The organism is Sphingobacteriales bacterium (genome assembly GCA_016706405.1).
In the GTDB taxonomy this organism is placed as follows: Bacteria; Bacteroidota; Bacteroidia; order Chitinophagales; family UBA2359; genus BJ6.
The window spans coordinates 17,223-32,130 of record JADJJT010000004.1; the positions used below are offsets into that span (position 1 = coordinate 17,223).

General features: G+C 36.6%; 11 protein-coding genes and 2 pseudogenes. 2 read left to right on the forward strand and 11 right to left on the reverse strand.

What is annotated here, in order from left to right; genetic code table 11:
- Position 1: 1 nt before the first annotated feature.
- From IPI59_16165 to IPI59_16180, 4 genes are all read right to left on the reverse strand, one after another.
- Positions 2 to 904: a hypothetical protein gene (locus tag IPI59_16165; protein ID MBK7529020.1), complete on the reverse strand. Its 903-nt coding sequence runs from the start codon at positions 902 to 904 to the stop codon at positions 2 to 4.
- On the reverse strand, positions 901 to 4,233 hold the full coding sequence (locus IPI59_16170) for an AAA family ATPase (GenBank protein ID MBK7529021.1): 3,333 nt from the start codon (positions 4,231 to 4,233) through the stop codon (positions 901 to 903). Before IPI59_16170 ends, IPI59_16165 begins: the two co-directional genes overlap by 4 nt.
- A gap of 183 nt (positions 4,234 to 4,416) precedes the next feature.
- Positions 4,417 to 4,563, reverse strand: a complete 147-nt coding sequence (locus tag IPI59_16175) for a hypothetical protein (GenBank protein ID MBK7529022.1) — start codon at positions 4,561 to 4,563, stop codon at positions 4,417 to 4,419.
- Between the two features lie 184 nt (positions 4,564 to 4,747).
- A complete protein-coding gene (locus IPI59_16180; protein ID MBK7529023.1) occupies positions 4,748 to 5,116 on the reverse strand; it encodes a hypothetical protein in 369 nt (122 codons plus the stop codon).
- 578 nt (positions 5,117 to 5,694) lie between these two features.
- Here IPI59_16180 and IPI59_16185 point away from each other — a divergent pair.
- Positions 5,695 to 7,153: pseudogene (locus tag IPI59_16185) on the forward strand (IS1182 family transposase).
- Positions 7,154 to 7,431: 278 nt separating this feature from the next.
- On the opposite strand, the gene IPI59_16190 reads toward IPI59_16185, so the two are convergent.
- The 7 genes from IPI59_16190 to IPI59_16220 form a co-directional block, all read right to left on the reverse strand.
- Positions 7,432 to 8,670 carry a hypothetical protein gene (locus IPI59_16190; GenBank protein ID MBK7529024.1) on the reverse strand — a complete coding sequence of 413 codons (1,239 nt, stop codon included), beginning with the start codon at positions 8,668 to 8,670 and terminating at the stop codon, positions 7,432 to 7,434.
- A gap of 31 nt (positions 8,671 to 8,701) precedes the next feature.
- Positions 8,702 to 8,920, reverse strand: coding sequence for a hypothetical protein (locus IPI59_16195; GenBank protein MBK7529025.1), 219 nt, complete (start codon positions 8,918 to 8,920; stop codon positions 8,702 to 8,704).
- Positions 8,921 to 8,979: 59 nt separating this feature from the next.
- Entirely contained in the window at positions 8,980 to 10,035 is a 1,056-nt protein-coding gene (locus IPI59_16200) for a TdeIII family type II restriction endonuclease (GenBank protein MBK7529026.1), read from the reverse strand.
- Position 10,036: 1 nt separating this feature from the next.
- A complete protein-coding gene (locus tag IPI59_16205; GenBank protein MBK7529027.1) occupies positions 10,037 to 11,881 on the reverse strand; it encodes an AIPR family protein in 1,845 nt (614 codons plus the stop codon).
- Positions 11,882 to 11,884: 3 nt separating this feature from the next.
- Positions 11,885 to 13,462 (reverse strand): site-specific DNA-methyltransferase, encoded by a 1,578-nt coding sequence (locus IPI59_16210; GenBank protein ID MBK7529028.1) that lies wholly within the window; start codon positions 13,460 to 13,462, stop codon positions 11,885 to 11,887.
- A 1-nt stretch (position 13,463) separates the two neighbouring features.
- Positions 13,464 to 13,766 (reverse strand): helix-turn-helix transcriptional regulator, encoded by a 303-nt coding sequence (locus IPI59_16215; protein MBK7529029.1) that lies wholly within the window; start codon positions 13,764 to 13,766, stop codon positions 13,464 to 13,466.
- An 80-nt stretch (positions 13,767 to 13,846) separates the two neighbouring features.
- On the reverse strand, positions 13,847 to 14,119 hold the full coding sequence (locus IPI59_16220; protein MBK7529030.1) for a hypothetical protein: 273 nt from the start codon (positions 14,117 to 14,119) through the stop codon (positions 13,847 to 13,849).
- Positions 14,120 to 14,278: 159 nt separating this feature from the next.
- On the opposite strand from IPI59_16220, the pseudogene IPI59_16225 reads away from it, so the two are divergent.
- Positions 14,279 to 14,908: pseudogene (locus IPI59_16225) on the forward strand (transposase).

Here is a 14,908-nt window from a genome sequence, read left to right on the forward strand (position 1 = left end):
GTTAGCGGTTGTTCTTCTTCTCATTCGTCATAGGGTTTTTCTTCAAGTATTCAGTTGTTCGCTTCGTTAAGTTGTCCTCCAGTTCGTGTCTGTCAAATTCGTTCACCGTCTTTTTGAAGTGTCTAATGTCGTAAATTTTTACTCCTGTCTTGTCCTCATATTCAAAAGCTAAAAAGCAAATTGAACGTTTGTGTGTTTCAATGTTGCTACTCTCAAAGTCGTAAAATGATTTGTCGCTTTGTTGTTTGTTGAAGAAGTTAGCAAACTCAACTTTGTTGAGATTGTATGGTTTGTTCTTGTGAGGAATTTCAATTCTGTCAGGCGGTAAAAGATTTGTCTGCAAAACTTTGTAGCCCGAAAACTTTTTCCTCTTTCCTTCCGAAATGTTTTTCGTGTCAAGCGGTTTGCTTGTATCAACAAAATCTTTTGTCAGGTCGTTAATGAGAAAATCAAAACGATGTTTGTCTAAAAATTCAAGTGTCAGGTCATTGTAGAAATATTCAAACTCAACAGTTTCAACTGCTGTAATTTTCTTTTTCCTGTCAAGGAAAGAAAGTCCTTCAAAAGTGATTTCATATTCTGTATCGCTGCTGATTGCTGTTTCATTCAGCAAGCCGTTCTTAATTAGAAAGTGAAACTGCATTGTAACGAATGAATTTGTTTCAACTCCTAAAAACCTGCACACTTCAGAATGTTTTGTGAAACCGCTTTGAATTGTTTGCAGAATTATTTTGCTGAAACGGTCTAACTCAATTTCCTTTTCTACAACTACATTCTGTCTGCAAAACCAAAACGGCAAATAGATTTCAAAAATGTTTTTCAATTCATAGTCGGGCTTACGATTGTCTTTGAAAATCGTAAACTCGCTGTGAAATTTTTGTTTGTGTGTTTGTTCCTTGCTCATTGTATCATTTCGTTTAAGCTGTGAACAATTACACCTTGCCTGTCAAGTTCCGCAACAATTTCTTTCAGTTTGAACTCTTTGAATTTGCCACTTGGATTTAGTGTTGCCCGTTTCAAAATGTATTCGCTATCGCCAACAACAATCAGCAATCTCTTTACTCTTGAAAATGCAACATTTATTCTTCGGTAGTCGTCAAGAAACCCAATCGGACTTGAACCTTTACTGCTCTTTACAATATCGTAAATGATTATATCCCTTTCTGCTCCCTGAAACTTGTCAACTGTGTTTATCTCAATCAATGGTTCGGGCTTACCTTCTTCGTCTATCGCAACAAAGTTTTTGTATTCAAGTAGTTCAATGCTGTCTTGAAGCAAGTTTACTTGCCCTCTGTAACCTGCAATTACTCCAATGGTAAAAGGTTTTTCTCTTTTCAAATTGTCGGGATAAAGTTTATTGAGTTGCTTCAAAATTTCTTTGATACTGTTTTTATTGCACTCATTCTGTCGGAAAAACTTATTGTCGTTATCGTTTGGGTTTTTCTGCTTTGATGTGCTTACAAAAATGACAGAGTTCGGAACTTCAATTTCAGCGTTTGAAACAGTATCAAAAATTGAAGCAGTTGCTTTCTTCAATTTCAGTTCGTGAAATTTATCCTTGTCAAAGTTTTTGAGTAGTGAAGTGTCAGGGTTTTTGAGTTTTCCGTCATAGAAAAATCTTGAAATAAGATTTCCGATTTGTCGGGGCATACGATACTGAATGTCCAACATTCGTATGTAACTCTGCAAATTTGGATTTGCTTCAAACTCGGTAATGAGTTTCTCAAACAAACTTTCGCCAAACTCTTTTTCAATATCAAGTCCGTTGTCCTCCAACTTCTCTTTCACTTTCTGCTTTACCGCTTCTTCTCTTGTAATTACTGGCGGAAGTTGTTTGTGGTCGCCAATCAAAATTATGTTATGTCCCATGTTGATAGGAACAAGCGTTTCGGCTGGTGATGCTTTGCTGCTTTCATCCATTATCACATAATCAAAACGGAAATTGATTTTGCTGTATTGGCTGCTTGCTATGTGAATACAAGTTGCTCCAATCACATTTACCGATTTCACAAATGCAGTCCGTAAATCAATTTCTGTGCTGCCGTCATTCAGCATTGATTTCTTTCTGTTGCCTTCGTCTGTATCTGAATTAGAAAGAAAAGCAAACCAATCCTTTTGAATTTTTTTGAGTTGTTGAAATTCCTTGCCCAACTTCTCGCTGAAAATATTTTCTACATCCTTGATGTTTTTTGCTTTCTCAAAAAGTCCTTTGATGTATTGGGGCTGCATCCGCAAAAGATTAGCGAAACTGCCGAAGGCAGTTTCGCCTTCCCTGTTGATGTTTGAATAGAAGTTGTGAAAGTTGACTAATGCTTTGTCTTTAATCTTCGACTGAAAATGTTCGTTGAAAAACCCTGTTGAATTTTCCTGTGTGTCTTTCACCCAGTGTTTGAGTTTGCTTTGAAATGAATGTTCTTTTATCTCATTGCTAATTCTGTCCTCGTCTGCTGCCAAACGCATGAACAAAATGTTTTCTGGCAGTCGTTCCAAAACATTATCAACGGCTAAGTTTGATTGAGAGGTAACCAAAATTTTTGCATTGCTGTTTTGATTTATGATTTGCTGAATGAGTTCTACGATTACAGTTGTCTTGCCTGTGCCTGGCGGTCCCTGAATTAAGAAAACAGGTTTGTAGTGCATGGCTTCAAGCACTGCCTCTCTTTGTGTGTCGTCTGTTTTCAGATTTTGATTTATGACTTCGTTTTTGAAATGCTCGTAGTCAATATCAACTCTGTTGGGTGCAGGAATTCTTTCAGGTGTCGCAAGTATGCTGCACAACTCAGGATTAACGATGTCTTTGTTTTCAAATTTTTTGCACGCTTCAACTTGTTTTTTGAATTGGCTTGTTTCCATTCTCACATCTTGAAGCAAATCTCCTTTCTCTGGAATTTCGTCAACTGTAACTTTTGCGTCTTTGATTACAAGAAAACAATCCGAAGGATTGTAATCTTGAATTTTGCCAATGATTTTATCGTCAATAGAAAGATTGATGTCGTTTCGCTTCAACTCTTTCAACTTATCCCAATTTCTAAACTCGTCTGTAAGAGTGAAGCGAATGTTTGAAGGATTGTTTTTGCTTTCTTCTCTTTCTGTGTAAGCGGCTTTGAACGCTGTTTCTTCAATGAACTCTCTTTCTTGGTCGGGCAAAGTTTGCCACTTCTTTACTAAGTCGTGTTTTGTTTGATTGAGTTGCGAAATGGTGTTGATGGTTTCCCACTTGTCGTAGAAGTAGCGGAATGTGTCAAAGTATTTTGTCGGCTGAAAATCAAAACCAAGTTCAGTAGTAAAACCTTGCTGAATTACTTTTTGAAGCGGAGAATTTTTGATGTGTTGAACGGGAATGAAAATATGGTTCTCTGTGTCGGCAAAAAATCTTCCACTATAATTTTTCGTAGAGAACATTCCTGTTATCTGTCCTTTTCCTTCTGAAAGGTTTTTGTCAAGAAGAAAAAAACAGGAGTTGTTCATTTCGCTAAGTGTCGGCAAAAACCTTTCTCTCTCTTCTTGCTTAACAACAACCTTGATTGTTGGAAGTCCACTTTTGTGAATGGCGTTTGCCGAAACCTTAACCTTTTCCAGTTCATCAAGAATTTCCGAATACTTAGAAAAACGGCTTGTGCGTTTTTCTGAAAGAGATTTTGCAAAAATCTCTTTCAAAGTTTCATCATTGATGGTTTTAAGAAGGTCTGTAAAACAAACGAAAGTGGAATAAATGTCGGATTGAAAATTTGGTCTTGTTTTCTCGTCAAGCAATTCAGGAGCAATAAATTCTTTGTTGAGAAGGTTCTGTTGCTTAAACAACTCAAACAAACCAACAAAGCGGAGCGTAGCTCCGCTTTGATTGGTCATTATGGTTTCGTCAGAAATCACAAAACCGAAACGGTTTTGTTTTTTTAGTTGGTCAAGCCCTGTGAGCAAATGCTTGAGTGCCTTTACTGTCGGACTGTAAATTGGTTGGAAGCCGTCAAGATGCTGATAAACGATGTAGTGAGTTTTACTTCCTGCATCAAAGTCAACCCGAATTACCTTTTGGATGCCGTCAATGTCTTGATTGATTAAGGGAAGAATTTCGTTTTTGAGAAGTCGGTCAAGTAAGGTTTGATAGTCGCTGTTTGGTTTAATTGTAAGAACCTCAAATGTCTGCCCGTCATTACTCTCCGTCAACCAAAGTGTTAGGTTGTCGTTGAGTTGTCGTAACACCTGAATTATATTTTGTTGTCCTATAGTTTCCAACTGTCATTTTTATTGAAGTGTTCTCGTCTGTAAAGTTTGAAAATTAATTGTCATAAAAAAGTTCGTTTTCAGTCCGTCCGTTTGATGTAAGCACTGTCGTCATAGAATAACCGATAACGTCTAGGCTATGTGCCGTGCCGCCGTTTAGGAGGCATGGACATCATAGCCTTTGTTCGATGAATTTTATTTCCAAAATTTAAGACGTTCAAGAATTGTTTTTCCTGGCTTTTGAGACGATAGTTGATCATTTTTAAGAGTTTGTTTATTATCATTTTGGTCTTGCACAGGTTGAATACCTTCTGCTTTTGCTACCTTTTCTCGGGCAATCAATTCTTTTAATCTTTCAAACCAATTTATTTTATCAATTGCAATATCCCTTATATCAAACTTTTCATCAGTAATTCTATATCGATGAAAGGTATGGTTTGGCTCTATTCCGAAAAAATTTTGTCCTATAATATTAGATATAGAATTTGTTACAAGTTCAAAGCCATCTGAATATGGTATATTAAATTCATTTCTCTCCCTTTTTCAGTTCCTTTATTTCACCATTATGTTCTAATTGTTTTATAGACAGCCAATAATTTTCATAGTAGGTTGCTTGAAAAGTCATAGATGTTTCATCCGCAACAAAAAAACCTGCCTTTCCTTCAAATGAGTTTCTTTTGATGTTTGCTATTGTCTCAATCATAGGGTCTGACACAAAAATCAAAGTCCCTGTGGATAAAAACGCAATATCAATGTATTCGTTATCTTCAAAGTCAATATTCATTGCTTCTTCCTGAAAGACTTCTCTTTCAAATTTCAATTTTTTCATCCAAAACTGGAATGAAATTTCATTAACCCTTTCCTTACTGTAAATCTTATCTGTGGCGATTGCCATGAATCTGAATCCCATTGTTTTTATTTTTTATCTTTTAATTTCATCGAACGGAAAAGGCTTTGCGTTGGGCGGCCTACGAAGGACAAATTTACAATACATTTTTAAGTTTTATTAGAAAATTCTTCCCTTGAAATAACACTTCCGCCCGCCTAATCGTAAAGCCATTGTTATATAAATGTTATTTTATCTGCCTGCAAGTTTATACTTTCCAGATACTTTAGCACAACAGTCGGCAAACGACTAACCGTGCGGGCCGAGTTAATAGTTCCAAAACTACTAAGTTTTCAAGCGACCTACAAAGTTGCAAAGTTTCACTGTGTTTTCCTATAAATTTTTCTGATAATTTTATATAACGTTTTGGGTATTGCCGAAGGCAGGTATTTTAGCACAAAAGTTCAATCGAAGAACTGAACTTGAGCCTTGCACAAATGCCCAATCGAAGCCGTTCAGCCCTGCTTTTGGCAATACCTTGTGCCTGTTGCACAACTCAAAGGTAGTGAAAAATTAATATACAAAAAAAATTTGGTGAAATATTTTTAAAAAGAATAGGAAAATTCAATAATTTGTAGTATATTTGCCTGCATTATGCAAGGACGAAAACAACTGACCCGCAACTATTTTACCAACTAAGTTTAGACCAATTAGTTCCGGAAGATAATTTTACCGCCGAATAAACAACCACCTCAATCTCGATTTTCTGTACCCAGCTACCAAGCAGTATTACGGCTCCGAAGGGCAGCAAAGTATAGACCCGGTGGTGTTTTTCAAAATTTTGTTGGTGGGCTACCTCAACAATATCAACAGCGACCGCGCTTTGCTTGCCTACTGCAACAACTGCCTTGATGTTCGCCTGTTTTGGGCTACGACCTCAACGAATCGCTGCCCGCACTCGACCATTAGCCGCACACGGCAACTGTTTGGCGAGGAAGTATTTTTGGGTTTATTCAGAAAAATTCTGTCGCTTTGCGTAAAATCCGAATGGTGCGCGGCAAACGCCAGGCGGTCGATAGCGCCTTCATCAAAGCCAATGCCAGCATGGATAGTTTGGTCGAAAAAGAGGTTTTAGAAGATGCTCGGCCTTTGTGTCGGAATTAGAAGAAAACAGCGAATTTAAAGTAACTACCGAGCATAAAAATTGGTAGAGCGGCACCACAAATGGAAAGAAGAGGCCTACAAAGATATGCCGCCCGGCAACAATAAATCGGACGTTTAGATGAAGATGGCCATGAAATTCGGCCTAAATTTTTAAGCAATCACACGCATTATTCGCCTACCGATCCGGATGCTAAAAATAAGCGTAAAGCCCCGAAAAGCCCGCCAGCTAAACTATTCGGGGCAGTTGGCCGTTGACGATGCGCACCATGTCATAACGGGAGCTTGCGCCAGCACATCGGGCAGCAAAGACAGTGCCATTTTTGGCGAAATCATGAACCAAACCATCGCAAATTTCAAAGAAAACGGCTTGGAAATGGAAGAGGTTTTGGCCGATGCGGGTTACAGCAGTGGCGAGTTTGCAGTATTGCGAGGCGCATCATATCAACGCATACATTCCAAATTTTGGGCAGTACAAACCCCAACGCGAGGGCTTTGTTTTCAACAAAAAACTCAACCGCTACCGATGTGTAAAGGGCGGCAACAAGGCTATTTTGACCTTCAAAGGCACAAAAACCGACAGCAAAGGCTACACCAAAAACGTTTATCGCAGCAGCGAAAGCGATTGTGGCAAATGCCCCCTCAGAGCCTTGTGTTGCGGTGCGGTAAGCAAATTCAAAAATTAGACGACAGCATTCACAAACCCTGTACGACAAGATGCCGCAAACTCAACAAAGACAAAAACTACACCCGATTTTTTAACCAAACGCCGAAGCTCAACCGTTGAGCCGGTGCTGGGAACGCTTATCAATCATCACAACATGAAACGAGTGAATGCACGAGAATAGCCAAGCCAATAAACACGTTTTAATGGCGGCTTTGAGCTATAATTTGAAGAAACTGTTAAAATTTATCCGGAAAATGCCCAAAATGTACGCTCAAATGCCCCAGTACCTGCCAAATTGGGCAGCAGGTATTGGTTTCTTCAAAATTCACTTTATTGGGCTTAATTAGGTTCATTTTAAGGCATTCAAAAAAAGGAACTTCCATTTATTTGTCCCGAAATTAAGACTTGCCTAAAACGCGGCAAATGTAGCTACGGCGGGCATTTTAGCCCAAAAACCCGCTTTGTAAAGGGAGGGTTGTGCAACGGTTACCCGTGTTACCTGCTGCCCTATTGTTCGTCCGAAGAATATGTAATTTCATGCTTCGCTGTCATTCTATCAGATGATTGTTAGTTTAAAATGGTTTGGTTGTCTATTATACCAACGAATTGTCTGGGAACAAGCTTCTTTCATAAAGAGGTTTAGTGTTGCAATGTCCGCACCCTCACATTCGTTTCCACTGGTCTCGTAATTTGATTTAGCATGAACAACTTTGTTTCTTGTTGCATATATTATTTTACCAACCATATTTCCTGCTGTTGTGATTTTTTGTTTGTCAATTGAATAATTGATTGTTTTTTCGGCAAGATGTTTTTTCACTTTCGTTTTTATGCTGTCGGGAAGCAATTCAAAAATTCCCAAAAAGTCAAAGCAAGTTGAGAAGGTGGATTTTATTAGGTCTTCATCATTGAACTTTTCTCTCATGGCCTTTGCTAGCTCAAAAATTGAACGGATGTAATCACCATCTTCAAAGAGAACTTTTGGTGCATCAAGTTTTTTTCGCATCAATTCGTTTGCTTCAATGTTTACAGCAATAGGGGCAAAGTGTTCAAGTATTTTATAAAAGTTTAAAAACTTTAGTTCTTCTTCTTGTATTTGAATAGCGGATACAAACAGTCGCATACCTTCGTTATAAACCTCTAACTCTCGTAACTGTCCTTGCCCTACTGCTTCCTCCTCTAAATCCTCATAGTCGTTAATTGGATTTCTGATTTCCGAAAATCGTAATGCAATTCCTGTGCTGTCAGCAATTTCAAAAATGAATGACTTAACAATATCAAGTTCCTGTTCAGCAGTCAGTATTTTATCCCCAGAATTATACTTTAGCTCAACAGCAAGGTAAGGCGAAACTGTTCCCCAATAATCCCTATCGTATTCATCAAGTTCAATGGCGGCTAATCCAATAATGAAATTGTCTTTTACTAAGTTTATTTCAATATCGTTTGGAAGATTAAGTTTTAAGTTATGGGTGTAGCGAATGATTTGGTCTTGGTATGTATCGGTTGTTTCAACAATGTAATACCTGAGCAACTTTGTCTTAATAATTGAGTTGTCAGTAATTTTAATGTGTGGAATTTCGTCTGCAATTTTTAAAAATGCTTCCGTTGTTATTTCTGGTTTATCTTCTTCGCCAGGGAAGTAAAAATCAGGGATTTCATAATCACCATCAACAAACTCGTCTATGTCTTCTACTTTCAACTCATAATCGTCCGCATAATCAGCAAACCAATCATACTTATTGAGTAGAAAGTCAATGGTCTCTTTGATTTTTTCTAATTGTTGTCTGTTTAATTTCATACAGTTAATTTGAGGTTAGCAGTGCCCTCAATTAGGGTTGCAGGTAACGTTTTGCAGCTTGCCGAAGGCGGGGCTTAGAAGCACAAAACTGTCTGCCAGCACAAAGATAATTAAATGCACAAAACTTTATATTACCACTGTCGCCCCGCTTTTGGCAAGGTGCTGTTAGCCGCTGTGGTTCTGTCCTTCGTTGCTTTGTCCTGTCGTGTCTGCACTGTATTGGTGCGTTGGCTTGGTGGCTCTTTTGCATTTTTTAGTTGGCTCTGTGCGTTTGGCAAAAATGCAAATGTGCCACCAAATGCGTTGGATTTAAAATAATTGTCTTAACTCATTATATCTGTCCCAACTGTAATTCCCTTTTCCATCTAATGAATTTTTATTGTAAATCCTTGTGAGTGCTCTGTTGTTTCCAATGTTCTGAATAATTGTCGTGTTGTTGTTTATTAACTCAATTTCAGAATAAAGATGCCATTCAGTTAGTTGTGCTAAATATTCCGGTGTTGTTCTATTTGCTCCATCACTTAGAAATTGAAACTTCTCTAAAAACGAAGTTGTGGAAACAGTATTGATAATGGCTAATATTTCTTCCATTGTATTCTGTTGACCAGAAAGTAAATCCCATAGTTCATTGGCAACCAGAGATTCGTTAGTCGCAAAATATTTATTCATGTTGATAATAGAGCCAAGAAATCGTGGCTTGTTGTAACTTGTAACAGCTTCATTGGCCGGATTTACAGTTGGGTCAAATGGAAAGCCTATATAAAAATGAATTTGTTTGCCTGGGAAGTGATTATAAAGTGCTGCCTTGCCTTCAAGAATTTTTTGTTTTTCGCCTTTCATTTCTCCTGAATTCGGCTTAACCGATTTTAGTTCAATGGCGATAACACTTGAAGCATCTTCAATAAAAACATCAGCGGAAAAGTCCATTGCATTTATGGTAGCATCATTGTATTGTGCAAAAAGCAAAGCGTTTTCAGCGTTAAGATTTGGAGTTGAAGTGGTATTGCTCAAGTCTGCAATTATTTGAGCAATATGATTTCTTTGACTTTGGGTTATTGGTAAGTTACCAAGTCGCTTTGAAGTATATTCTCTTTTTTCACCATTGCTTAAATGGTGAGCAACATTTTCAAAGAACGTTTGCCCTAAGGTTGTATTTAAACCTTGTAGCCAACTACTAAGACTTATGAAAAATGGTGTGTCTGAAACTTTACCATTTAGTTTGTCTGAAAATGCTCTTAAAAATGATTCGTGAAATGGAGCATTTCTGTTGTTTGACGCATCTTCTGGGAAACTCTCAAATCGAGTTACTAAGGTTTTTATAACCTCAATTGATATTTTTTCTTTTTGCTTATTTGACAATGCCATATTATTCGGTTATAAATTCATTAAGTGTTTTTGTAAATTTTAATTCAAAATTCGAAAAGACTTGCTCACCTCTTTGGACTTTATCAACAGTTTTGTAAAGAATCTTTTCCTTCTCTCTTGTATCTAAATTAGTCAAGTTGGAATAATCCTTAACTACTATTTCAATTAGGTAGTCGATAATTGAATGAAAAGCGGTCTCATTTTTTGAAATTTTGAAATGCCGCGAAACAATATTGTTTATTAATTCATTTTGCTTTAACAATTCTTCTCCATCAAGCTCTTCGAAGTTTTTCTTATTCTTTTCTTTCCTAAAATATCTTTCAATATTATCTATATCAAGGTCTTTGCAAATAAATTTATAAAATAGATATAGCAGATGGAATCGTAGTTTTTTATTTTCTGGGTGTTTTTCGTCAAGATAATCATCTAGGATTTTATAAACCGATGTAGTTACTTGATAAAGTTTAATAAATCTATCTTCGAAAATAATGTCAATTAAGTCGCTTGTGGTTTTATCAAAGTAGCCCGAAACTTTATGAGGCATATATAAAAGTGTTGAAAATATTGCCCTTAGGATATCATTTATGTTCACTATGTAATCAAAGTCACCCAATCCGCCTTCTGATATGGAGTTTTGACGCTTGTATGTAAATGAACTATTAAGAAATTTATTCTTACTAAAAACATCTTCTAAGTCTTTTTGAATATTTGTAATTGAAACCAAATCTTTTTCTGAAATGCCGTTTTGGCTATTTGTTCTTATGGTTATTTTTTCATATTCATCGTCACTGGCAATTATTATTTTTACTGGAACTTTTACCAAGTCAATATTTTTTGAGTTGGATTTAAAAATATTATAAATGCTATTTGCAGTCTGACAACCATTAACAATGTTTACAGGAGAAACAATAAAATTTTCAACTGCGGGTTTTATATCCTTCGTTGTTATTGTTAAGCCATTATTATATAGATGAAACTTTGTTGGTTCGTTAGATAAAGTTGTTTCAATTTTCTCATTTACTTCAGTTGGTCCCAGATAAAGACGAATGTTATTTTTAAAAACATCTGGATATAACACTCTCATGTTATTATCCTTCTTCGGAGCAATACAGTCAAGAAGTTCTCTTGCAGTTACAAACCCAATCAAATACGTCTCTTTATCTAACCTGCAATTATCCTTATTTATTATGAGTTTATATTCGTTTGAGTTGAATTGTTCAAATAGCTCATTTAATTTTTTGGAGCCTTCTAAATGAATAATAACATTGCCAAATGCAGCATATTGATTTTTAAGAAACTCAATATCCGAATTCCAATCCTTTCTGAGATTTGCAATATCGTTTTCATCTTTTTCAGTATAAAATGTCAAAACAAAAGAAGCTTCTAATTCGGGGTCTTCCTTAATCTTTGATATAAAATTTGCTAGACGAAGCAATTCTTTTTGATATCCAGATATGCCTTCACCTTTTATAACCTTGATTGGAATATTTACAAAATTTATAAAGTCACCAATTTTAGCATTTGTGCTCTTTTTAGTCTGAATAAGGTGAAATTCAATTTTATGATTATTATCCTTTATCGCTTTTATAACTTCTTCGATATTGTCTTCGAGAGAAAATATTTTATTCCCTATGAGCAGGAAAAAGGCATCACCTCCTTGTGCAGTTCCAAGTGAAATTTCTTTACCAATTTTCTGTTTTGCATTATAGGATTGGCTGGAATATTCCCAACAATGAAGAGAATTTACAAACCATTCAAACTTAACACTCGGATTTTTTGATTTATCTTTTTTATCAAAATTAGCTTCTATAAACTTGTCAGTGTATCTCTCTATTTTTTGCTTCATTAATTACTTATCTTTTAAATGAAAAATTATCTCAGCATAAGCACCTTTATCTTTTTCAGTTCGGTTTAATACTGGTCGTTTATATTGATTAACTATATGCATACCGGCATTTTCTGCAATGGTCGGATACATATTGTATTTGTCGTTTGCTACAAGGAAAATATCATAATCGTCAACGAGATATTTTTTTGCGTTATTCAAAACATCACTAAGCCCTTGAATGTAGCTTTGTTTCGCTTCTCGTCCTTGTCCTTTGAAAAGTGGTCCGATTTCTAATTCGTCTTTTCGTTCAAAGCCAAACAAATCATAAGCATATGCGTGTTGCTCGTGATAGTCAATTAAACCAACATAAGGTGGTGATGAAAAAATTCCTTTGATTTTTTGTTTCTCCACAAGTTTTGCAAAATCAGGATTGATTTTATTAAGTCCTTCTACAATGTCAATGTTTCTGCTGTCACCTGTCAAGCAAGTGTGAAATGTGTCTTTTCTTAGCTTGTCATACTGAGCTAATCTTTTTACAGTGTCCTTTGAATATGTTTCCCACCATTTAAGAATTGAAAACAATGGCTTACACATTTTTCCATGTTTACCGCAGTAATATGTTGCCGTGATTGGTTCTAGTAATGTCGCTAAGTCAGCATGTGTAGTTGCTCTGCAACTTCTAATTGTGCGACTTAGAATAACGCTAACAATTTTTTTTGTGTCGGGATTTTTAATCTTTTTGATTTCATCAAACACAAACTGAATTTCATCTCGAATGTGTTGAGTATACCATTTGTCAAGGAACGAATCTTCTTTGTCTTGACGCAATTTTATTTTATACTCCTTTACGAGTTTATCAAAAGTTGGCAAAAATTCCTTTTCCTTTTCTTCACCATAAGTCTTTTCGTCAATCTCCTTCCTTTTTACTTTGTATTTGTATTCCGGAACTGGAAAATACTTGTTGTTGAAAACATACAACTCTTTTAAAAGTCTGTCTTCAAATTCAAGCGTTTTGTGGTCTGCTAAAAATGATTTTAATGCTTTAGATATTCTGTCTATTTCAGTTTGAACATCAACAAGGTTATATTTTGTAACCTTACAATTACCAATCATTGCATTAAATGCAGAAACATCATTGCCAACTGCATGAATTCCTAACTCACAAGCTTGAACCATTGTAGTTCCACTTCCTGAAAATGGGTCGTAAACAATGTCTCCGGGCTTGAAATAAACTTCCTTCTTGAATTTGTCGGTGTGGTTGTCAAGAAAATATTCAACTAACTGCGGAATAAATTTTCCTTTGTATGGATGAAGTCTGTGAACGTGTTTTGTAGTCTCGGCTTCCTTGTATTGTTCAAATGATAAAGCCCAGTTCAAATCTTCACCAAGCTGTTCTTTCCATTCTTCTTGTCTCGATTTTTTTTGGTCTTTGTAATATTCAATCAGTTCTTCTTTGATTACTTGTGTAGAACCATTGTCACCTATTTTTTTTATCCTGCCGTATTGGATAAGATAGGAAATGTTAGAAGTAGTAACATTTTTGTCCAAATATTCTGTCGCCCACTGGCTTGCTTCTTTTATTGATAGTAATTCTGCCATTTTATTTGTTTTTAGTTACTCCGTATTTAATTGTTTTTTCAGCAACTTTGAGTGCTTGAATTCCCAAGTCTTCGTCTTGAATTTCGTAAAGAATTTTCTCACTCAAATATTGAATAAGCAAGGATTCTTTGTCGAGTTCAAGTATGTCAGCCAACTTAGTAATTTGTTCTCTTGTGGCTTTTCTCTCTCCACGTTCAATTTTACTGAGTATAGCTGTGTCAATGTCGAGTTGAGCAGAAACGTGTCGCAATAGCAACCCTTTTTTCTCTCTTTTCTCTCTGATTATTTCTCCGGTCGTTTTCAATTTGAAAATATTAACTTGACAATATTTGTCAAATGTAAAAAGACTTTTTGATTTGGTCGCAATAAACTTTAAAGATTTTATCAACAGTCTGCAAACTTGTCAAGAAGTCGGGTGGTGGGTGGGCTTGGGTGCGATTGGGCAAAATTAAATGTGCTGCAAATTGTGTCGGCTTGTGCTTGGCTTTGCAGCTCTTTTAATTTTGCGAAGCGTTGGCATTTTGTCTGTCCGTTTTCCCGTTCGTTTTTTTGTTGGTTGTGTCGTCTTTTAGCATGACCGGTAACGTTCGGGGCTTGGCGAAGGTGGCGATTTTTACCACAAATGTTGATGCGGAGAACCAAACTTTGATTAACCACAAATGTGTCTGCGTAGCACTGAACCGCCACTTTTGCCAAACCCGTGTGCCTGTTGCACAACTCAAAGGTAGTGAAAAATTAATATACAAAAAAAATTTGGTGAAATATTTTTAAAAAGAATAGGAAAATTCAATAATTTGTAGTATATTTGCCTGCATTATGCAAGGACGAAAACAACTGACCCCGCAACTATTTTACCAACTAAGTTTAGACCAATTAGTTCCGGAAGATAATTTTTACCGCCGAATAAACAACCACCTCAATCTCGATTTTTCTGTACCCAGCTACCAAGCAGTATTACGGCTCCGAAGGGCAGCAAAGTATAGACCGGTGGTGTTTTTCAAAATTTTGTTGGTGGGCTACCTCAACAATATCAACAGCGACCGCGCTTTGCTTGCCTACTGCAACAACTGCCTTGATGTTCGCCTGTTTTGGGCTACGACCTCAACGAATCGCTGCCTCGGCACTCGACCATTAGCCGCACACGGCAAACTGTTTGGCGAGGAAGTATTTTTGGGTTTATTCAGAAAAATTCTGTCGCTTTGCGTAAAATCCGGAATGGTGCGCGGCAAACGCCAGGCGGTCGATAGCGCCTTCATCAAAGCCAATGCCAGCATGGATAGTTTGGTCGAAAAAGAGGTTTTAGAAGATGCCTCAGCCTTTGTGTCGGAATTAGAAGAAAACAGCGAATTTAAAGTAACTACCGAGCGCAAAAATTGGTAGAGCGGCACCACAAATGGAAAGAAGAGGCCTACAAAGATATGCCCGCCGGCAACAATAAATCGGACG

Excerpts from the sequence above, each read along its gene's own strand:
- IPI59_16190 (MBK7529024.1), bottom strand. The coding sequence starts at position 8,670 with ATGAAATTAAACAGACAACAATTAGAAAAAATCAAAGAGACCATTGAC.
- IPI59_16165 (MBK7529020.1), bottom strand. The coding sequence starts at position 904 with ATGAGCAAGGAACAAACACACAAACAAAAATTTCACAGCGAGTTTACG.
- IPI59_16180 (MBK7529023.1), bottom strand. The coding sequence starts at position 5,116 with ATGGCAATCGCCACAGATAAGATTTACAGTAAGGAAAGGGTTAATGAA.
- IPI59_16195 (MBK7529025.1), bottom strand. The coding sequence starts at position 8,920 with ATGCAAAAGAGCCACCAAGCCAACGCACCAATACAGTGCAGACACGAC.
- IPI59_16205 (MBK7529027.1), bottom strand. The coding sequence starts at position 11,881 with ATGAAGCAAAAAATAGAGAGATACACTGACAAGTTTATAGAAGCTAAT.
- IPI59_16200 (MBK7529026.1), bottom strand. The coding sequence starts at position 10,035 with ATGGCATTGTCAAATAAGCAAAAAGAAAAAATATCAATTGAGGTTATA.
- IPI59_16210 (MBK7529028.1), bottom strand. The coding sequence starts at position 13,462 with ATGGCAGAATTACTATCAATAAAAGAAGCAAGCCAGTGGGCGACAGAA.